Raw genomic sequence first — 18,365 nt, 5'->3', positions numbered from 1 at the left:
TCAACGCCCCCTCAACGCGGCCGCCGCACTCCCGGCTCGGGGTTAGCTGGCGGTCTCCGCGAGCCAGCTCTCGATCGCGTCGCCGAGCGCGGGGAGGCTCAGCGCGCCGTTCTCCAGCACCCGGTCGTGGAACTCCGCGATGGAGAACGCCTCCCCCAGCCTGGCCTCGGCCTCCCGGCGCAGCCGCGAGATCTCGAGCTGCCCCAGCTTGTAGGTGAGCGCCTGGGCGGGTGACGTGATGTAGCGGTCCACCTCGTTTTCGATGTTCACTTCGGCGAGCAGCGTGTTCTCGCGGACGAAGTCGACCGCTTCCTCCCGCGTCCAGCCGAAGGCGTGGATACCGGTGTCGACGACGAGCCGGCTGGCCCGCCAGGCATCGTACGAGGCGAGGCCGATGCGGCTCAGGTCATCCACGTAGAGACCCATTTCATCGGCGAGCCGCTCCGCGTACAGCCCCCACCCCTCGACGAAGGCGACCGAGCCGAGGTGCTTCCGGAACTCGGGCAGGCCTTCGACCTCCTGGGCGATCGCCGTCTGGAGGTGGTGCCCCGGAATCGCTTCGTGGAAGCTCAGGACGTCGGCCTGGTACCTGGGCCGGATCTCGGGCCGGTACGTGTTGACGTAGTACGTGCCGGGACGCGATCCATCCGGCGCGGGCTCCCGGTAGTAGGCGAGCTGGCTCTGCGGCGCTTCGTACAGCGGGATCGGACGGATCACCATCTCCGTCCGCGGCGGCGTGCCGAACCAGTCGGGCATGACGAGAGCCGCCCGCGCGTAGGCCTCCTCCGCCTGCTGCACGATCTCACCCGGCCAGCGGAAGTACATCTCCGGGTCCGATCGCAGCCGCTGCTGAAGCTCTTTCAGATCGGCCGCGCCGAGGGCTTCCCGTCCCAGGGTCCGCAGCTCCTCGTGGACCCTCTCCAGTTCCGCCAGACCGCGCGCGTGGATCTCCGCCGGCGTCAGGTCGAGTGTCGTGAATGTGCGGATCATCGCCTCGTAGCAATCGCTGCCGCCCGGCAGGCTGGAGAGTCCGACCTCCGCGCCCGTGCGCGAGTGCGGATAGAGTTCGTCGCGCAGGAAGTCACGGAGTCTCGCATACGCCGGCTGAATGCGCTCGGAGGCGGCCTCGCGGATCCCGGCCCGGAAGTCGTGGCGCGTTCCCTCGGGCCATGCATCGAGCCGCGTCCCCGCCGGGGCGTAGATGGGCCATTCCTCCACCGGTCGTTCGAGGAGGGCTTCGAGCTGCACGATCGTGCGGTTCACCGACGCGCGCGCCGCGACCCGACCCGTCTCGAGACCGGTGCGAAGGTTCGAGATGTAGTCGTCGATATAGTCCGCGAACGCGTTCCAGCGCCGGATCATGCGCTCGCCGTCGACCGGCGTTTCGAGCGGCTGGGCGCCCACGATGTTGAGGAAGTCGAGCTGGAACCCCTCGCGGTGATCCACCACCCACACCTCGAGATCGCACGTCTGTTCGGCGACTTCCGCCGAGAGCTGATGGTCGAGTGCGAGATAGGTCAGCCGGTTCCCGGGCGGCAGCGAGTGGAGGTCGATGGCGGCGAGGGCATCGGCGAGGGCACGAACCTCGCGGCGGCGATTGTTGCGCCCCGACGGCGAGATGTCACGAACGCGATCGCTGAGGCGGTGTTCCCCCAGATAGGTCGCCTGCAGCGGGTTCCAGGAGAGGTAGGCGTCCCAGAAGCGGTCGCTGAGCGCCGAAAGGTCGCTGGACGGGGCCGTGTCCGCCGTTTCGGCGGACCCCCGCTCGCAGGCCGCGATCCCGCCCGCCATGAGGATCAGAACCGCGGCTCGGCCCGCCGCTCCACCCGGAAGGCGATTCCTGTCACGGGTTGACGTCATTCTGGCCGCTCTCGATCGTTTCGTTTGCGTCACGCCCGAATCCTGCCGCCCGAAAATGCGGCAGGGAAGGCGGGCTCGTAAAGGAGACATGTCATGTCCGAACCGTTCTACACCGCCCGCGCTCGGCTCGAGAAGGTCGAGGGAGTGCACCGCCGGGCCCGCCTCGAAGAGGGGACCGAGATCGACTTCGGCGTCCACGGGCCCATCAAGTCCCACTACCGGATCGACGCGAAGGACCTGCCGCTCCCCGTGGACTACCAGGTGGCCGCGACGGGCGCCTGAATGCTGGGCACGCTCAACGGCGCACTGGAAGTGCGCGGCATCCGCCTGGCCCCCGAAGACATCGCCGCCGAAGTGGAGGGGATCAACCGCCTCCGCGACCGCATGCCCACGCTGGAGGAGATCATCGTCCACTACCGGCTCCGCGTCCCCGCCGAGGCCCGGGAGACGGTGGACCGCGCGCTCGCCAGCCACGGCGCGAAGTGCCCCACCGCCCGCTCGCTGGAGGGCGCGATCAAGGTGACGTGGACCGCCGACATTGAGGAGACGGACGCTCGGACGTGACGCGGGGCGCTGACATGGTCCGCGTGTTCGAAGCTTGGGACGAGACAGAACTCCTCGCGGCAAGGCTCGCCCTCGAGGCGCGCGACATCCCCTTCAGGGTCGAAGGCGAGTTCGCGCCGGTGTCCTGGGGGCCGACGGCGGCCGCGAAGGTCCTCCGCGTGCCCGCGAACCGGCACGAAGAAGCGAAGCAGGCTATCTTGGACTCTCTGAAGTGAGACACGGGAAAGCGGTGCCATGACCAAGTCCAAACACGACAACGCGGCGAGAGAAGCGGCCGCGCCGACCCTCAAGGACGTGCTACTTTCTGCCGAACCTCGGACAGAGTCCCTCGTACCCCCGCGATTGAAGATCCTCCAGCGCCCGGCCCCCCAGTTAGTTCATGTGAACTCGGACGGACCCGAATAGGCGGTTCGAGTCGAAGTCGAACGGTCGCTGGCCGATCTTGATGGCCGCCTGTTACACGATGGAATCGCTTTTCTGACGATTGCAGTCTCCGCACAGAATCTGAATGTTGTCCACCGCGTTTCCGCCGCCTTTCGCGACGGGAATCACGTGGTCGAATTGCAGATCATCCTCGGAGCCGCACTGCACACACCTACCGTCATCGCGTTGCCAGACGAACGCTCGAATCTCGCCCGGTATCGCGCGCCGCCGCGCTTCCGTGATGTCCTTGCCGCGCGCACGAATCTTGCGGAGCCGGTCCAGTTTCGCCTCTTGTCTTTGCCCTCGATCCCAAGCGAGGAGTTCCACCTCTTCGTCAGAAAGGTCAGGGTCGGCCCAAAAAAAACCGGAATCCGTCCACCACAACGTTCGACCACGGTGCGAGCCGATGTTGACAAGTCTCGCTTCCCGCGCTTGCTGATATTCCCGGTTCGAGAGCTCGAAATACTGTGTCTTCGAGACGAAGAATCTCCACTTCGGGAACAACCAACCCGACTTCTGCAGTTCCACACCCACAGCTTTCCTCAAGCTCACGGCAACCTCGCTAAGCCAGACTCGACGCTACGTGAACCGATTCTCTGCTTGGCGTCATCGGTCCCGCAATGGTAGGACGGCGATCACCAGTTCACCCCTCCTTGGGTGCCTTCACGTCAAACGCCGTTGCCTGCCGATCCGAAGTGTCTCGCCTTCCAGCATCTGACCGAAAGCCGCGCAAATGACCTTTCAGCCCCTTGATCTGGCGGCGTTCACCGGGTTTCTGCTGCTCGTGGTGGGGGTGTCGCTGTACGCCTCGCGCGGGCGGCGCGACGCAGCCGGGTACTTCCTCGCCGGGCGCAACCTCCCGTGGTGGCTGATCGGCTTCTCGCTCATCGCCTCGAACATTTCCACCGAGCATTTCGTGGGGATGGCGGGGCGGGGCTACGACATCGGCCTCGCGATCGCGAGCTACGAGTGGATGGCGGCCGTCACGCTCGTCCTCGTCGGACTCTTCTTCCTCCCACGGTTCCTCGCGGCGGGGATCTACACCATCCCGGAGTACCTCGAGTTCCGGTACGACGTGCGCACGCGCACGCTGATGGCGGCGTTCATCCTCGCGGCGTACGTGTTCGTGGCCCTCGCGACGGTGCTGTACTCGGGCGCGCTCGCCCTGGAGTCGATCTTCGGCCTCGACGTGTCGGCGGGCATCTGGCTCATCGGCGTGCTCGCGGGCGGCTACACGATCTACGGCGGGCTCAAGGCGGTCGTGTGGTCCGACCTCCTCCAGGGCGTGGCGCTCCTCCTCGGCGGCGTGCTCGTCACCATCCTCGGGTTCCGGGCCATGGGCGGCATCGGCCCCTTCCTCGAGGCGGCGGACGGGAAGCTCCACACCGTTCTCCCCTTCAACCACCCCGAGATGCCGTGGCTCGCCGTCTTCATCGGCGGCCTGTGGATCCCCAACATCTTCTACTGGGGACTGAACCAGTTCATCACGCAGCGCACGCTGGCGGCGCGCAGCCTGGCGGACGGGCAGCGCGGACTCTTTCTGGCGGGCTTCATCAAGCTGGGGATCCCGTTCATCATCATCTTTCCCGGAATCATGGCGGCGGAACTGTTCGCGGATCAGGTGACGAACCCGGACCAGGCCTATCCCGTGATGATGCGGGAACTCCTCCCGGCCGGGCTGACGGGCCTCATGTTCGCGGCGTTGTTCGGGGCCGTGATGAGTTCGCTCGACTCCATGCTGAACTCGGCGGCGACGATCTTCAGCGTAGACCTCTACAAGCGGCACCTGCGGCCCGAGGCCTCGTCGCGGCGGCTGATGGTCACGGGACGGATAACGACGGGCGTGCTCGCGATCATCGCGTGCCTGTGGGCGCCGCTCGTGGCCCGGGCGCCGAGCGTGTTCGAGTACATCCAGATGTTCTGGGGGTTCATCTCGCCGGGGATCGTGGCCGCGTTCCTGTTCGGCATCTTCGCGCCGCGCACGCCGCCGGCCGCCGCCTTCGGGGGGATGGTGCTCGGGATCCCCGTCTACGGCCTCCTCCTGTGGCTGCTGCCGGAGGTCGCGTTCCTCCACCACATGGCGATCACGTTCCTTGCGATCAGCGCCTGGATCGTCTTCGTGACCCGCGCGCGTCCGCTCGCGGCCCCCCGCCGGCTGCCGCGTACTGCGGAGGGCGTGGATCTGACGCCGGCCCCGCGCGCCGGGTTCTGGGCCGGAGGCGTGATCGCCGGAGCGGCCGTCCTCTACATCATCTTCTGGTGAGCCGCAGGAGCATCCCCGCCGTCACGTGACGCCGGATTGACGGCTCGCCGCATACGGTGTAATACTCAAAGAGATAATACCGTATTACATCCGTGTGTATTACCACCAGGAAGCTTCGGATGAAATGAAACCGATATCGTTGAAGATGCCGGGACACCTCGCCCGGGAGGTTTCCGAGGCCGCGCGCCGGCGGGGCGTGAGCAGGTCCGCGCTGATTCGCGAGGCTCTCGAGGTGTTTCTGCGCAGGGAGAGGAGCGCGCCCCCCGTCTCCGCCCTGTCCCGGGCCGTCGATCTCGCCGGCGCCTTCACCGGGCCCGAAGACCTGTCGGCGAACCCGGACTACATGCGTGGCTTCGGCGAGTGACCTGCGGGACCATTCTCGACACGGGCCCGCTGATCGCCTTTCTGAACTCCCGGGACGGACATCACCGCTGGGCACGGGAACAGTGGGCCCGCGTCGAACCCCCGTTCCTCACCTGCGAAGCCGTCATCGCCGAGGCGTGCTTTCTTGCGCACCGTCTCGGCTCCGGGGCACCGGAAGCCGTGGTTTCGCTGGTCGCGCGGGGCGTTCTCGAGGTGTCGTTCCGGCTGGCGGATGAGGCGGCCGCGGTCGCGCGGATGATGAAGAAGTACGACGACGTCCCGATGTCCCTGGCGGATGCGTGCCTCGTCCGGATGTCGGAACAGCACCCGGGCAGCGTGGTCCTCACCCTGGACGGCGACTTCAGGATCTACCGCAGAAGCAAGCGCCAACGCATCCCGACCCGGATGCCCGACGGGTGACGGGAGGGACTGCGGGCGCGATCCGTACGCTGCGGCTGCGAGCCGAGGTCAGCCGGCGCCATTGTGGGCGAGAAAGCGCTCGGCGTCGAGCGCGGCCATGCAGCCCGTGCCCGCCGCGGAGACGGCCTGCCGGTAGTAGTCGTCCATGACGTCGCCGGCCGCGAACACGCCGGGCACGTTCGTCTCCGTCCGCCACGGCGTGGGCATCTCCACGTAGCCGTTCTCCTTGAGGTCGACCTGGCCGCGCAGGAATTCCGTGTTGGGGATGTGGCCGATGGCCACGAACATCCCCCCCACCTCGATCTCGGACGCCTCGCCCGACACGGTGTCGCGGAGGCGGAGGCCGGCGATCACGTCGTCCCCCAGCACCTCCTCCACGGTCGAGTTCCAGAGGAAGCGGATCTTTTCGCTGGCGAAGGCCCGCTCCTGCATGATCTGCGAGGCCCGCAGTTCGTCGCGCCGGTGGATGAGCAGGACTTCGCTCGCGAACTTCGTGAGGTAGAGCGCTTCCTCCATGGCGCTGTCTCCGCCTCCCACGACGGCCAGGACCTGGTCCCGGAAGGCGGGCAGGGCGCCGTCGCACACGGCGCAGGCCGACACGCCGCCGCCGCTCTGCGCGAGCCGTTCCTCGCCCGGCACGCCCAGCCAGCGCGCGTTGGCGCCCGTGGCCACGATCACCGTCTCCGCGCGCACCTCCTGCTTCCCGCTCGAGCGCAGGAGGAACGGCCGGCTGGAGAAGTCGACCTCGACGATGTCCTCCGTGAAGACGCGCGTGTCGAAACGCACCGCCTGCTTCTTGAAGTCCAACATCATGTCGATGCCGCTAACCCCTTCGGGGAAACCGGGATAGTTCTCCACGTCCGTCGTGAACATGAGTTGTCCGCCGGGGATCATGGTGCGGCTCCCCGCACCCTCGAACACGAGCGGATCGAGGTTCGCCCGGGCCGCGTAGATGGCCGCCGTCCACGCGGCGGGGCCCGAGCCGATGATGACGACAGTCTCTGGTTTCATCGTTCCGTTATCGGTTGTTATCGGTGGTTGTCGGCGGTGAGATCCGTCCCGGGAGGAAGATATCACCCCTGTCGACACCGCAACGGAAGACGGCCCGTCAGTTGAAGATCTCGTCTTCCCTAAAGCGGGTCCACGACGTGAACACGGGGAAGGGGGAGGGAAGGCGGCCGTCCGGGTCGTTCACCTTGAACCGGATCGCGCCTTCGTCGAACACGTCCCGGATCGAGATCGAGACGCCGGAGATGGGAATGCAGTCGTCGCACGGCGCAGGCAGGATCCGCCGCGAGGCGGGATCCGTGAAGTGGAGCCGGATCTCCGAGCCGGAGCGCTCGATCCGGTACTCGGACGAGGTGATCTCCCATTCGTCGACTGCATGGTCCCCTTCGGCGTACTGCGCCCAGAGTTCGAGTCCATTGAAGAAGTCGAGGATGACGCCCTTCCGCGGGCTCTCGTCCACGCCGGGATCGAATTGCCTGAAGGAGCGGTCGGCCAGCGCCGCCCGGATTTCCGCCGCCTCGCTCTCCGGGGCGGGTTCGAAGGGGCTCGACGAGCCGCAGGCGGCGGCCGCGAGAACCACCGCGAGGGTGGAGATTACCTGCTGCAGGTGGCGTCTCATGGTCGCTTCCGTGTCTCCAGTGCCGTCCAGCGGGGCCGTCCTCGCCCTCCCGCCGGGCCCCCTTCCGTTTCGGGTTCATACCCCATCGGGCAACGGTCGGTTCGCGCGGATCGTGACGGGAAGGGAGGACGCGACGCATACGGGCGGGACGTTCCCGCGGGAACGTTTAGCCGGACCTGCACGGCGCGGACCAGGCCGCCGGAAGTGCCCCGCGACCGTTACGGAGTATCGGGCGGTCGAGGCGGACCGTACTCGTAGACGCCGTATTCGTCGCCGAGTCCGAGGGCATAGACGGCCGAGCGAGAGACGGCGTATCCGCGAACCCAGGTCTCGGCGAAGGCGTAGCGCCCCCTTACGCGGCCGTCGTGGTCGAGGACCCACAGCTCCCACGGATTCGTGTCGAGGTTCTCGGGGGTCGCGGTGAGCAGGAACGCACCGCCTTCGAGCGGGCGCGGCTCGCCGACCCACAGCTTGCCGCCGCTGATGCGCCGGCCCCCGGCGTCCACGAGCCGGCTTCGTTCCATCGTCTCGGTGAATTCTCTCTGCCATTCGGCCCGTACGTGCTCGAGCTCCGCGAAGGTGACTTCCGCGTGGAGCGATCCATCGAGGCGGTAAAGCCGCCCCTCCGGGATCGCCGGCTTCCGGACGAGCAGGAGTCCGCCGCCGACGTGACTCAGCGACAGGCCGACGTTGCCCGTTTCGAGGTAGCTCGCGTCCCCGAACGAGCCGCGGCTCCGGCCATCGATGTGAAGGAGTTCGAGCAGCGTACCGTCCGGTCCCGGCATCACCACGAGCAGCGTGTCGGAGATGGGCGCCATTCCGCGGAGCCGCCGGTCGAACCTGATCTCGCGCCTCATCGCGCGTGTGTCGCGGTCGAAGAAGACGAGCTTGCCGTTCCCCGTATCGAGGACGACGACGTGCCCCGTGCCGACCGCGAAGTCCCAGAGGTTGCCGATTTCCCCGGGGCCCTCGCCGCCGCGGCCGAAATACCCCACGAACTCGCCGTCCGCGGTGAACTCCACGATCCTGTCGTCGGCCCACTCCAGCCCGAACAGGTGCCCACTGACGGCGTCGTACCGCAGCTTGGTGGGTCGGTGCAGCCATGTGGTCGCATCGGTCGCGTCCTGGCGGACGATCGTCCGCACCCGCTCGAGCGTGATGGGTCGATCGAGCGAAGGCGGGGTCCCGGGGCCGGGTGCCGAGCAGGCCGTCAAGCCGACCGCGAGCACGAGCCTGAGCCGCCGCCGACGTTCCCGCGGGAACGCCTGTCGGGACTTCGGCGGAGCCCCGGTCACCGCCAGCCCACCTCGAGGCGGAAGCGGACGACGCGCTCGACGTCCAGCGCGTCGCGGGTCACGGCCCACACATAGTCGCCGTCGAAGACGGGCTGCGGGTAGTCCGCGAACCCTTCCGGCGGGTTCACGGCACCCAGATACGTGCCATCGGGCTCGAACACGTCGTAGCGGAGCGGGGAAGGCCAAGTCACCGGCTCGGAGCGGGGGTTCTCCGGGTCGTGATCCTCGTTCTCCTCCGGATGGGCCTCGGTCCACAGCCGCACCCAGATGCGCCCGTCCCGTCCGGCGACGAGGCCCCGGAAGGGCGGTTTCGTCTCGGGGACCGGCGGCCCGTTCCAGCTCCAGTCCGGCTGAGTGACGCGCATCGCCCGCGTCAGGCGCTCGCGGTGGTAGCCTCGTTCGGCCTCCGAGGCGGCCACCGGCTCGTGGGCGCGCTCGATGCGGAGCACGCCGCCGTCCCGCTCCACGTCGATGCGGTAATCGGTGGAGACGCCGGTCACGAAGCGTCCCTCGGGGTTCAGGGTCCAGTAGTGCCGCTCCGTCAGCGGGATGGGTTGCGCGATCCGGCGGGAGCTTCCGGAGCCCATGAAGAGTTCCAGTTCGACCGAGGGAGGCTCGAACCCTGCGCCGGGAGGAAGGAGGGTGTCCCGCGCCGCGCCGGTGGCGTCGAGTGCGAGAATCTGCGGGACAAAATCGCCGCTGGGCGTGACCTGTGGAGCGAGCACGAAGGCTCCGCCGTACCGGTCGGGGTACAACTGCCGCACTCGGAGGACCACGCCGCCCGCGCTGTAGGACCAGGTCTCCGACCCGCCGCCTCCGGGCTCGTAGACCTGGATGCGGAAGTCGATCTGATCGTTTACCGCCACGCGACCATCGGCCAGCAGCACGACCGACTCGGCGGTACGCAACTCGCCCGGTCCCTCGCCGGGTCCTCCCAGCGTCTCGATGTGCTCCCCGGCCGGATCGAACACGCGAAGGTTCAGCGCCTGGCCGTCCAGCACATGGATCCGCCCTTCGTCGTCCACGGCGATCGACGCGATCCGCCCGAAGAGAAGCTCCTCCGGCCCCTCCATCTCCCCGATCGACAGCTCCGGAACCAGCGTCGCGTCGGTGCCCCACGCGCTTCCCGCCAGCGTCCGGATGACGGTGGTGTCGCCCAGCGTCTCGGTCACGACCTGGAGGCCGGCGGCCGGACCTCCCGCCTCCGCCCCGCAGGCGATGAGAGAGGCCCCGGCAAGTACGGCGGCCCATGTTCCTCGAAGCATCGGCATGCCTCCGCTATCACACCACTGCGGCGCGGGATACCATGCATCGTCCCCCGCGCCGTCGGTACCGGCCGACCGCCGGATACGTACTATAACAATAGTAGATAAGGGGAAAAACGGCACGGGGGTGTCCCGGGAGGAGGCCAGCCGGGTCCTGGTTCGGATCGGGCGGCGGAGGCGTCCGGTACTCGTAGAGGTTCTACGGGCGGAGAATCAGGCTTCCGGGGCGGTCGACACCTTTTCCGCTTGCTCGGCTTCGGCCTCGCGTCGCCGAACCGCCTCGGCGCGGGCGAGCGCGTCGTCGCGCGCCTGCATGAGCGCCCTCGTCACGTTCTTGATCGACGGCTCTCCCTCGGGGAACCTGTCCGGAGCCTGCGTTGCGTCTTTCGTCACGGGGTCTCTCCCTTTGAAATCACCTTGGCGGGCCGACTTTTCCTGCGCGCTCGCATGCCGTGCGACCGGAACCTCGCGTATGCGCCAACCGTCAGGAACCAGCGGCAGTATGTCGGCCTGCTCCGAGGTGGCGACGAGGGTAGGGGACCGGCTCGAAGTGTCGTAGACCAGCCACTCACCGCGCCGCGATCTCGTCGCCGTTCACGAAGGGAATCTCCGACCCCGCGAACTGCAGATATCGTCGTGAGAACGTTGTTTTTCCGGCACCGTTCGGCCCGGCGATGACCAGCACCTTCATGCCTGGCGCGTGCTCCTCCTCAAGTTCCGCGAAACGTGCGAATGCAGGCAACCTATCGTGCAAGGGGCCTCCCGACGTTGCGCCGGTTTGCGTCGTGCAGTCTCGTTGAGGCATGAGCGGAAGAGGACGGGATAAGGGCGAGGGAGCGCCGAACGCGGCCGGATCCGGCGCGGCGGACGACGCCGGCGTGACGGACAGCTCCGGTTCGGACGCCCGGCCGGAGAGGCGGGTGCTGCCCTCCATCCTCGGGATGGGGCAGCGGCGCTGGCTGCGGTTCGGGCTCGGCGTGGCCGTGTTCATGCTGGCGAACACGCTCTACCTGCTCGCGAACCGGCTCGCGGACGGGCTCGGGCTCGAGTTCTTCGCGGTGGGGGAGAACTCCCTCCCGGAGCTGTTCCAGGCGATGGTGCTCACGCACACCGGCTTGGGGCTCCTGCTGGCCGCGATCATGTTCGGGTTCCTCGCCGCGCACCTGCCCACGGTGTGGAAGCGGAAGCACCGCGCCTCGATCCTGACGGGGATCGGGATGGGGCTCGTGGGCGGCGTCCTCGTCCTCACGGGGCTCTTCATTCTCACCGCGGCGGCGAGCCGGGAGAACAGCTGGGCGTGGTGGGCGCACGTGGGGAGCGCGGTCCTCATCGTCTCGGCCTATGCGGGGCACCGGCTCGTGAGCTACGCGCGTCCGCCGGGGCGTCGGGCCCGCCGTTTCGCGCTCGCGACGGGCGCGGTGCTCGTCGTCCTCGTCGCGTGGCACAGCCTCACGCACCGCGGACTCCAGCTCACCCCGGAGGCCGAGGCCGCGCTCGCGCAGGGTCTGAACCAAGGCCCCGGGGGCCGCGACCGGGACGTGTCGCGCTTCGTCGACGCGGACTTCGTTCCGACAGGGCTCGTGCCGCCCGAGAGTCCGTTCTTTCCGGCCGCGACCACGACGAGCACGGGGACGTATCTGCCGTCCCGCATCATCACCCGCACGGAAGCGGGGGAACTCGCCGCGCAGACGGCCCGGGAGCGCGCGGCGCGCGTCCGCGCAGAGGTGGAACGGCGGGGGTTCGCGGCGGACGAACTCATCGGCGCGACACAGTGCGTGCGCTGCCACCCCGACGTGACGGCCCAGTGGGCGACCTCCGCGCACCGCTTCGCCTCCTTCAACAACCCGTTCTATACCGCGACGATCGAGGACATGCGGAGCGGATCGCTGGAGGCGGGGCCGGAGGTGATCGCGCACCTGCGGGAGTTCGGGCTCGAACCGGACGCGGCGGGACGGGTCAAGAGCAAGTGGTGCAGCGCGTGCCACGATCCGGCGCTCATGCTCGCCGGGGCGATGGACGCGCCGATCGACCCCGCGACCGTCGAGGCGCAGGCCGGGCTCACCTGCCTCGCCTGCCACGCGATCGACCGCATCCACGACAACACCGGCAACGGCAACTACAACATCGCGGACGAGCAGGAGGACCCGTACCTGTTCGCCGACGCGGAGGCGGGCACGCTCGGCGCCTTCCTGCACGACGCGGCGCTCAAGGCGAAGCCCTCCGTCCACATGGCGCAGCTTCTGAAGCCGGTGCACTCGACATCGGAGTTCTGCGCCACCTGCCACAAGGTGAGCCTCACCGAGCCCGTGAATAACTACCGCTGGCTGCGGGGGCAGAACGAATACGACGCGTGGCACGACAGCGGGGTGGCGCGGAACGCCGCGCGCACCTTCTACCTGCCGGCGGCCGCGCGCGTGTGCCAGGACTGCCACATGCCGTGGGAGGAAGCCCCGCTCGGCGACGTCTCGGCCGAGAACGGGCGGGTGCGCTCTCACCGGTTCCTCGCGGTGAACACGGCGCTCCCCTTTCTGCGGGGGGACACCGCGACGATCCGCCGCATCGAGGAGTTCCTGCGGGACGAGAAGCTGCGGGTGGACATCTTCGCCATCCGGCGCGGCCCCGACGACGAACCCGAGATGGGGCTCGATCTCTCGCCTCCGAGCGTGTCGCCGGGGGAGACCGTGATGTTCGAGGTCGTGGTCCGGAACAAGGGCGTGGGCCACTCCTTCCCCGGGGGGACGAACGACTCCAACGAGGGCTGGCTCGAGTTCGAACTGGTGGACGACGCGGGGCGGCGGATCGCGATCAGCGGCGAGATCGGGCCGGACGGGCACCTCGACCCGATGGCGCACTTCTACAAGTCGGTGATCCTCGACCGCGAGGGGCGGCCGATCCAGAAGCGGAACGCGCAGGACATCCATGTGACCGCGGCGGTGAACGTGATCGGCCCCGGGAGCGCGGATGTGGCCCACTACCGGATCACGCTGCCGGCCGATCTCCCGGAGGGGTCGCTGACCGCGCGGGCGCGCCTCCTGTGGCGGAAGTTCGACCGCGCGTACACGGAGTTCGCCTTCGGCGCCAACCCGCAGGGGTTCGCGGAGTTCGACGAGGTCCCGGACCTGCCGGTGACGGAGATCGCGCGCGACGAGGTCGTGATCGGGGTCGGGGGACGGGTGGATCCGGTCACCCCCGGCGACCACGCCGAGGAGACCTGGGTTCGCTACAACGACTACGGGATCGCGCTCCTCAGGGAAGGGAACGACCGCCTCGCGGAGCTTCCGTTCGCACGGGTGGCCGAGTTCTTCCCGGATCGGGTGGACGGGCCGCTCAACCTGGCCCGCATGGCGCTCATCGCCGGCAACCTCGAGGACGCCTTCGACAACCTCGGGAGGGCCGAAACCATCGAACCGGGCAACCCGCGCGTGGCGTGGGTGTGGGGCGGGGCGCACCTGGAGGACGGCGTGTATGATGCCGCCGAGGCCGCGTATCTTGCCGTGCTCGACGCCTTCCCCGAGGATCGCGAGGCCTGGTTCCAACTGGGCCGGACGCGGTACCTGGACCAGCGGTACGAGGCGGCGGTCGAGGCGTTCGACCGGACGCTGGCCATCGATCCCGAGCACCGGCAGGCGCACTGGAACCGCAGCCTGAGTCTGCAGGCGCTGGGGCGCGACGAGGAGGCGGCGCTGGGTCAGGCGGCGTTCCAGCGTTACAGCATCGACGAGGCGGCGCAGGCGATCACGAGGGCCTACAGGGCGGAGAACCCCGGCGTGAACCTGATGGCACAGGACATCCGCATGCACGAACTGCGGCCGCTCGCTCGCGGCGGAGGTTCATGAGCGCTCGCGGAGCAGGCCTCGTCGCCATCGGACTCCTCGCTCCGGCGGCGACTTCCTGCGGAGGGGACGGACCGGAAACCGCGGAGGCCCCCTCGTATACGCAGACGCGCCCGAGCTTCGCGGAGCGGGCCGGGGCCGACGCGTCCACCTCGATCCGTTTCACCGACGTCACGGCGGCCGCGGGGATCGATTTCAGGCACGCCACGGGCGCCTTCGGAGAGAAGTGGATGCCGGAGACGATGGGCAGCGGCGTCATCGTCCTCGACTACGACGGCGACGGCTGGCCGGATCTCTTCTTCGTCAACAGCACGGGCTGGGACGGGCGCGCCGAGGACCGGGGCGCCACCTCCATGCTCCTCCGCAACCTGGGGGACGGGACCTTCCGGGACGTCACGCGCGAGGCCGGCCTCGACCGACCCATCTACGGGATGGGCGGGGCCGCGGCCGACTACGACGCGGACGGCGACACGGACCTCTACGTGACCGCGGTCGGCGACAATCGCCTGTACCGGAACGACGGCGGGCGGTTCACGGACGTGACGCGGGAGACGGGGACCGAGGGGAACGCCCCCGGCGCGGCGGATCCGGCCTGGTCCACGGCGGCGGCATGGTTCGACGCGGATGGCGACGGCTGGCTCGACCTCCTCGTCTGCAACTACGTGGACTGGACGCCGGAGACCGACCTCTTCTTCACCCGCGACGGCGTGAATAAATCCTATGCGACCCCCGAGGAATATGACGGTGAATCCTGCCGCCTCCTGCGGAACGAGCCGGCTCCCGGGGGCGGTTCGGACACGGCCCCGACTTCCGCGCGCCGCTTCCGGGACGTGACGACCGAATCCGGGTTCGAGAATCCCGAGGGGAAGTCGCTCGGCATCGTCATCGACGACTTCACCGGGGACGGCCTCCCGGATGTCGCGATCGCGAACGACACCTACCAGAACTTCCTCTATCGGAACGAGGGAGACGGGACGTTCGTCGACGTGGCGCTCGACGCGGGGGTCGCCTTCGACGAGTTCGGTCGGGCGCGGGCGGGCATGGGGGTCGACGTGGGGGACATCCTCAACCGGGGGCAGCTCTCGATCGCGATCGGCAACTTCTCGAACGAGCCGGTGTCGCTCTTCACGCAGATCCAGGCGGGGCTGTTCCAGGACCTGGCCGGGTCGGCACGGCTCACGCGGTCGACGCTGCTCCCGCTGACGTTCGGGCTCCGGTTCGCGGACTTCGATCTCGACCGCTACGTGGATCTCGTGCTCGGAAACGGCCACATCGAGCCGGAGATCGAGGCGATCCAGGGGGACGTGACCTTCGCCCAGGCGCCGCAACTGTTTAGGAACAACGGGCGGGGGGGCTTCGACGACGCCGGCGCGCTGGTGGGCGGGGGCTTCGACGAGCCGATCGTGGCGCGCGGGGTGGCGACCTTCGACTACGACCGCGACGGCGACCTCGACCTGGTGATCTCGACGAACGGCGGTCCGGCGAAGCTGTTCCGGAACGATCTCGAGCCCGGTCCCGGATGGGTCCGGTTGCGGCTGGAGGGCGCGGCGCCGAATCTCGGCGCCATCGGGGCGACGGTACGGGTGTTCGTGGGAGACGAGGCGCAGCGGTTCGTGGTCTCGACCGCCTCGTCCTATCTCTCGCAGTCCGAGGCGAACCCCGTGCTCGCGGGCCTGGGCGGCGGCGCGCGCGCCGACAGCGTAGTCGTCGTCTGGCCCGGAGGCGCCCGAACCGTCACCGGATCCGTTGAGGCGGGCGCGGCACTCACAATCCGCGAGTAGTCCTCCGCCGGCTCGGCGGCGGCCGTCGCGAGGGCGATGGCATCTGGCGCGAGCGCCGTCCGAAACCGATCATTCGTCCGCCAAGACCCGCCTCCAGGAGACCGTCCGCGATGACCCCATCGAGCCCCGCGCGCCTCGCCGCCGCCCTCCGTCCCGCCACGCCGCAGCCCGCCCTGCTCTTCGTGATCGCGTGCGCCGCCGCCATCTTCGCCGGCACGCCGGTCGCGGCCCAGTCGGGCTCGTTCGGCCACTCGGTGCTGATCCACGAAGGCGAACTCCTCGTAGCCGAGCCGACCACCAACTTCCGCCCCGGCGCCGTGTATGTGTACACAAGAGGAGAGGATGGGTGGATGGAGTCCGGCGTGATTCGCGGGCCGGACCCCGAGATCGCCGATGGCTTTGGCACGGTGCTGGCCGCCGCCGGCGACCATCTCTTCGTCGGCATGCGCGGGACCGGCATCCAGATCTTCGGGCGTGGCGAGGGCGGCGGGTGGGTATGGCGGGACGCGATCACGGCCGATGAGGTCCGCGGTCGTTCGCCGGACTGCCGCTTCGACGGCTATTGCGGGACCGACTTCGGGTTGGCGCTGGCGGCGGAGGGCGAGTGGCTGATGGTGGGCACGCCCGACCCGGCCGAGGGTCCGGGCGGAGGGGGGGCGGACGTCCGGGACGATGCCGGCGCGGCGGGCACGATCCACGCGTACCGGCGCGGCGCCGACGGCCGGTGGACGAAGCGGACGGAGTTGCGCCCTTCGGGCGGTGGCCCGGGCGACCGCTTCGGAGCGGTGATGGCCTTTACGGAACGCGGCCTGCTCGTCGGTGCTCCGGGCTGGGGTCCGCGGATCGAGGGAGGCGGCGAGGCCCGGAGCGAGAGCCGCGAGGGGACGGGCCGCGTCTACCGCTTCGACCTGGGTGGGGACGGCTGGACGGAAACCGGATCGATAGGGTCGGCGGAAGGCGCGGGCTCCGGCTTCGGTGTCGCGCTCTCCGCGGAGGGCGACCGGCTTCTGATCGGCGCGCCGGGCGCGGACGCCGATCGCGGGGCGGTCCTCGTGTACGCCTGGGAGGCCGGCTCCGGTTCGTGGGTGGCCGAGGAGCGGATAGTGCTCGAAGGCGGCGCAGAGGGCGACCGCTTCGGCGCGGCGGTCGCCTTCTCCGGACCCGACGTGTGGGTGGGCGCGCCAACGGAGCGCGAGAACGAGACCGGTGCCGTCCTGGTCTACGAGGCCGAAGCGGACGGCACCCTTCCCCGGCGGCCGCGCCGCATCGCCCTCCCGCGCGAAGAGACGGTGGAGCGCGACCGTTTCGGCGGACTGGTGGTCGCGGACGGAGCGCTCGCGGCGGTTGGAGCGCCCGGCATGCACCATCAGTCGGGCTCCGTCCACCTCTTCGAGAACAGCGGCCCCGGCTGGGCGGCGGCGGGCATGCTCGCAAGCGCCCCCGACGCCCTCGAGCCGATGGTCGGCGAGGAGCGCCGCTGCGAGGAGGGCAGCGTCGGCCCCTTCGATTGCAGCGAAGTCGAGCTGCTCGCGTTCATTCCCAACTCCATTCTGCGGGCCGAGGGCAGCGCCCGGGGCGTCCGCGCCAACGACAACTGGGGGTGGACCGACCGAGAGACCGGGCGCGAGTATGCGCTGGTGGGACGCAACGACGGCACCTCGTTCATCGACCTGTCGGACCCCACCCGTCCGGTTTTGGTCGGCGATCTGCCCAAACCCGACGGCACGCCCCCGTCGCAGCTGTGGCGCGACATCAAGACCTACAGGGACCACGCCTTCATCGTGGCCGACGGAGCGGGCGACCACGGCATGCAGGTCTTCGACCTCACCCGCCTGCGCGACGTGGCGCCCGGCGACATGCCCGCGCTCTTCGAGCCCGACGTCCACTACCGTGGGGTGGCGAGCTCGCACAACATCGTGATCAACGAGGAAACCGGGTTTGCCTACGCGGTGGGCAGCGGCGCGGGGCGCGAATCCTGCGGCGGCGGTCTTCACATGATCGACATCAACGATCCCCGGAATCCCGAGTTCGTCGGGTGCTTTCAGGAGGACGGCGGCACCCACGACGCGCAATGCGTGCTCTACCGGGGTCCCGACGAACGATACGAGGGGCGCGAGATCTGCCTCAACTCGAACGGACGGTACTTTCAGATCGCCGACGTGACCGACAAGGAGAACCCCTACGCGGTGTCTCGCGCGACGTCGCCCAATGCCGCCTACATCCACCAGGGCTGGCTCACTCCCGATCACCGCTACTTCTATCAGGACGACGAGTCCGATGTGATCGCCGGCGCGGTCGAGACCACGCGGACATTGATTTGGGACTTGAGCGACCTGGAGGACCCGGTGCTCGTCAACCAGTTCATGGGCTCGCTTCCCGCCAGCGCCCACAATCTCTACCTGAAGGACGGCTTCGCGTATCAGGCCAACTACCGCTACGGCCTCCACGTGCTCGACATCTCCGATCCCGTGAACCCGCGCGAAGTGGGTTTCTTCGACACGGCCCCGTATCAGGAGGGTCCGGGCTTCGGCGGGGCGTGGAGCACGTATCCGTTCTTCGAGAGCGGCACCATTATCGTCACGAGCATGCGCGAGGGGCTCTTCGTGCTCAAGAAGAGGGTGCGGCCGGTCAGTTAGGGAGGAGTGTGCGTTGACGGAACCGAAGCGGTTTG

General features: G+C 68.9%; 17 protein-coding genes. 9 read left to right on the top strand and 8 right to left on the bottom strand.

Annotation, left to right across the window (positions count from 1 at the left end; all coding sequences use genetic code 11):
- Positions 1–42: 42 nt before the first annotated feature.
- On the bottom strand, positions 43–1,860 hold the full coding sequence (locus ACQY5G_RS14520) for a DUF885 domain-containing protein (RefSeq protein ID WP_428275147.1): 1,818 nt from the start codon (positions 1,858–1,860) through the stop codon (positions 43–45).
- A 93-nt stretch (positions 1,861–1,953) separates the two neighbouring features.
- Here ACQY5G_RS14520 and ACQY5G_RS14515 point away from each other — a divergent pair, with 93 nt between their 5' ends.
- From ACQY5G_RS14515 to ACQY5G_RS14505, 3 genes are read left to right on the top strand one after another with little or no spacing between them, the layout of a single operon-like run.
- Complete coding sequence (locus tag ACQY5G_RS14515) at positions 1,954–2,142, top strand: hypothetical protein (protein WP_419859570.1); 189 nt, start codon at positions 1,954–1,956, stop codon at positions 2,140–2,142.
- Positions 2,143–2,424 carry an OsmC family protein gene (locus ACQY5G_RS14510; RefSeq protein WP_428275145.1) on the top strand — a complete coding sequence of 94 codons (282 nt, stop codon included), beginning with the start codon at positions 2,143–2,145 and terminating at the stop codon, positions 2,422–2,424. It abuts the gene before it with no gap.
- Positions 2,421–2,639, top strand: a complete 219-nt coding sequence (locus ACQY5G_RS14505; RefSeq protein ID WP_428275143.1) for a hypothetical protein — start codon at positions 2,421–2,423, stop codon at positions 2,637–2,639. The genes ACQY5G_RS14510 and ACQY5G_RS14505 overlap by 4 nt, the downstream gene beginning before the upstream one ends.
- A gap of 241 nt (positions 2,640–2,880) precedes the next feature.
- Here ACQY5G_RS14505 and ACQY5G_RS14500 read toward each other — a convergent pair whose 3' ends face one another.
- Positions 2,881–3,375 carry an HNH endonuclease gene (locus tag ACQY5G_RS14500; protein WP_428275141.1) on the bottom strand — a complete coding sequence of 165 codons (495 nt, stop codon included), beginning with the start codon at positions 3,373–3,375 and terminating at the stop codon, positions 2,881–2,883.
- Positions 3,376–3,580: 205 nt separating this feature from the next.
- On the opposite strand from ACQY5G_RS14500, the gene ACQY5G_RS14495 reads away from it, so the two are divergent.
- The 3 genes from ACQY5G_RS14495 (at position 3,581) to ACQY5G_RS14485 (ending at position 5,893) form a co-directional block, all read left to right on the top strand.
- Positions 3,581–5,110, top strand: coding sequence for a solute:sodium symporter family transporter (locus tag ACQY5G_RS14495; RefSeq protein ID WP_428275139.1), 1,530 nt, complete (start codon positions 3,581–3,583; stop codon positions 5,108–5,110).
- Between the two features lie 124 nt (positions 5,111–5,234).
- Complete coding sequence (locus tag ACQY5G_RS14490; RefSeq protein ID WP_428275137.1) at positions 5,235–5,474, top strand: CopG family transcriptional regulator; 240 nt, start codon at positions 5,235–5,237, stop codon at positions 5,472–5,474.
- Positions 5,471–5,893: a type II toxin-antitoxin system VapC family toxin gene (locus tag ACQY5G_RS14485; protein ID WP_428275136.1), complete on the top strand. Its 423-nt coding sequence runs from the start codon at positions 5,471–5,473 to the stop codon at positions 5,891–5,893. Before ACQY5G_RS14490 ends, ACQY5G_RS14485 begins: the two co-directional genes overlap by 4 nt.
- A gap of 48 nt (positions 5,894–5,941) precedes the next feature.
- Here ACQY5G_RS14485 and trxB read toward each other — a convergent pair whose 3' ends face one another.
- The 6 genes from trxB to ACQY5G_RS14455 all read right to left on the bottom strand — a co-directional run bounded on the left by trxB (position 5,942) and on the right by ACQY5G_RS14455 (position 10,771).
- The gene (trxB, locus tag ACQY5G_RS14480) at positions 5,942–6,904 is read right to left on the bottom strand and encodes a thioredoxin-disulfide reductase (RefSeq protein WP_428275134.1); all 963 of its coding nucleotides are present in this window, start codon (positions 6,902–6,904) and stop codon (positions 5,942–5,944) included.
- 97 nt (positions 6,905–7,001) lie between these two features.
- On the bottom strand, positions 7,002–7,520 hold the full coding sequence (locus ACQY5G_RS14475; protein ID WP_428275132.1) for a hypothetical protein: 519 nt from the start codon (positions 7,518–7,520) through the stop codon (positions 7,002–7,004).
- Between the two features lie 218 nt (positions 7,521–7,738).
- Positions 7,739–8,815, bottom strand: a complete 1,077-nt coding sequence (locus ACQY5G_RS14470; RefSeq protein ID WP_428275130.1) for a 6-bladed beta-propeller — start codon at positions 8,813–8,815, stop codon at positions 7,739–7,741.
- Positions 8,812–10,080, bottom strand: coding sequence for a 6-bladed beta-propeller (locus ACQY5G_RS14465; protein WP_428275129.1), 1,269 nt, complete (start codon positions 10,078–10,080; stop codon positions 8,812–8,814). The genes ACQY5G_RS14470 and ACQY5G_RS14465 overlap by 4 nt, the downstream gene beginning before the upstream one ends.
- A gap of 213 nt (positions 10,081–10,293) precedes the next feature.
- Positions 10,294–10,473: a hypothetical protein gene (locus ACQY5G_RS14460; RefSeq protein ID WP_428275127.1), complete on the bottom strand. Its 180-nt coding sequence runs from the start codon at positions 10,471–10,473 to the stop codon at positions 10,294–10,296.
- A 175-nt stretch (positions 10,474–10,648) separates the two neighbouring features.
- Complete coding sequence (locus tag ACQY5G_RS14455; protein ID WP_428275125.1) at positions 10,649–10,771, bottom strand: hypothetical protein; 123 nt, start codon at positions 10,769–10,771, stop codon at positions 10,649–10,651.
- Positions 10,772–10,883: 112 nt separating this feature from the next.
- Here ACQY5G_RS14455 and ACQY5G_RS14450 point away from each other — a divergent pair, with 112 nt between their 5' ends.
- The 3 genes from ACQY5G_RS14450 to ACQY5G_RS14440 all read left to right on the top strand — a co-directional run bounded on the left by ACQY5G_RS14450 (position 10,884) and on the right by ACQY5G_RS14440 (position 18,330).
- Positions 10,884–13,916, top strand: a complete 3,033-nt coding sequence (locus ACQY5G_RS14450) for a tetratricopeptide repeat protein (protein ID WP_428275123.1) — start codon at positions 10,884–10,886, stop codon at positions 13,914–13,916.
- A complete protein-coding gene (locus ACQY5G_RS14445) occupies positions 13,913–15,694 on the top strand; it encodes a CRTAC1 family protein (protein WP_428275121.1) in 1,782 nt (593 codons plus the stop codon). The genes ACQY5G_RS14450 and ACQY5G_RS14445 overlap by 4 nt, the downstream gene beginning before the upstream one ends.
- A 110-nt stretch (positions 15,695–15,804) precedes the next feature.
- Positions 15,805–18,330, top strand: coding sequence for a choice-of-anchor B family protein (locus ACQY5G_RS14440; RefSeq protein ID WP_428275119.1), 2,526 nt, complete (start codon positions 15,805–15,807; stop codon positions 18,328–18,330).
- Positions 18,331–18,365 lie beyond the last annotated feature (35 nt).

The sequence above is a fragment of the Candidatus Palauibacter sp. genome, assembly GCF_965261555.1.
Taxonomy (GTDB): Bacteria; Gemmatimonadota; Gemmatimonadetes; order Palauibacterales; family Palauibacteraceae; genus Palauibacter.
The sequence above is the reverse complement of the archived record's forward strand: the minus strand, read 5'-3'. Positions and strand labels throughout refer to the sequence as shown.

Coding starts and splice junctions, on each gene's coding strand:
- ACQY5G_RS14520 (WP_428275147.1), bottom strand. CDS start 1,860: ATGACGTCAACCCGTGACAGGAATCGCCTTCCGGGTGGAGCGGCGGGC.
- ACQY5G_RS14515 (WP_419859570.1), top strand. CDS start 1,954: ATGTCCGAACCGTTCTACACCGCCCGCGCTCGGCTCGAGAAGGTCGAG.
- ACQY5G_RS14510 (WP_428275145.1), top strand. CDS start 2,143: ATGCTGGGCACGCTCAACGGCGCACTGGAAGTGCGCGGCATCCGCCTG.
- ACQY5G_RS14495 (WP_428275139.1), top strand. CDS start 3,581: ATGACCTTTCAGCCCCTTGATCTGGCGGCGTTCACCGGGTTTCTGCTG.
- ACQY5G_RS14490 (WP_428275137.1), top strand. CDS start 5,235: ATGAAACCGATATCGTTGAAGATGCCGGGACACCTCGCCCGGGAGGTT.
- trxB (WP_428275134.1), bottom strand. CDS start 6,904: ATGAAACCAGAGACTGTCGTCATCATCGGCTCGGGCCCCGCCGCGTGG.
- ACQY5G_RS14475 (WP_428275132.1), bottom strand. CDS start 7,520: ATGAGACGCCACCTGCAGCAGGTAATCTCCACCCTCGCGGTGGTTCTC.
- ACQY5G_RS14465 (WP_428275129.1), bottom strand. CDS start 10,080: ATGCTTCGAGGAACATGGGCCGCCGTACTTGCCGGGGCCTCTCTCATC.
- ACQY5G_RS14455 (WP_428275125.1), bottom strand. CDS start 10,771: ATGAAGGTGCTGGTCATCGCCGGGCCGAACGGTGCCGGAAAAACAACG.
- ACQY5G_RS14450 (WP_428275123.1), top strand. CDS start 10,884: ATGAGCGGAAGAGGACGGGATAAGGGCGAGGGAGCGCCGAACGCGGCC.
- ACQY5G_RS14445 (WP_428275121.1), top strand. CDS start 13,913: ATGAGCGCTCGCGGAGCAGGCCTCGTCGCCATCGGACTCCTCGCTCCG.
- ACQY5G_RS14440 (WP_428275119.1), top strand. CDS start 15,805: ATGACCCCATCGAGCCCCGCGCGCCTCGCCGCCGCCCTCCGTCCCGCC.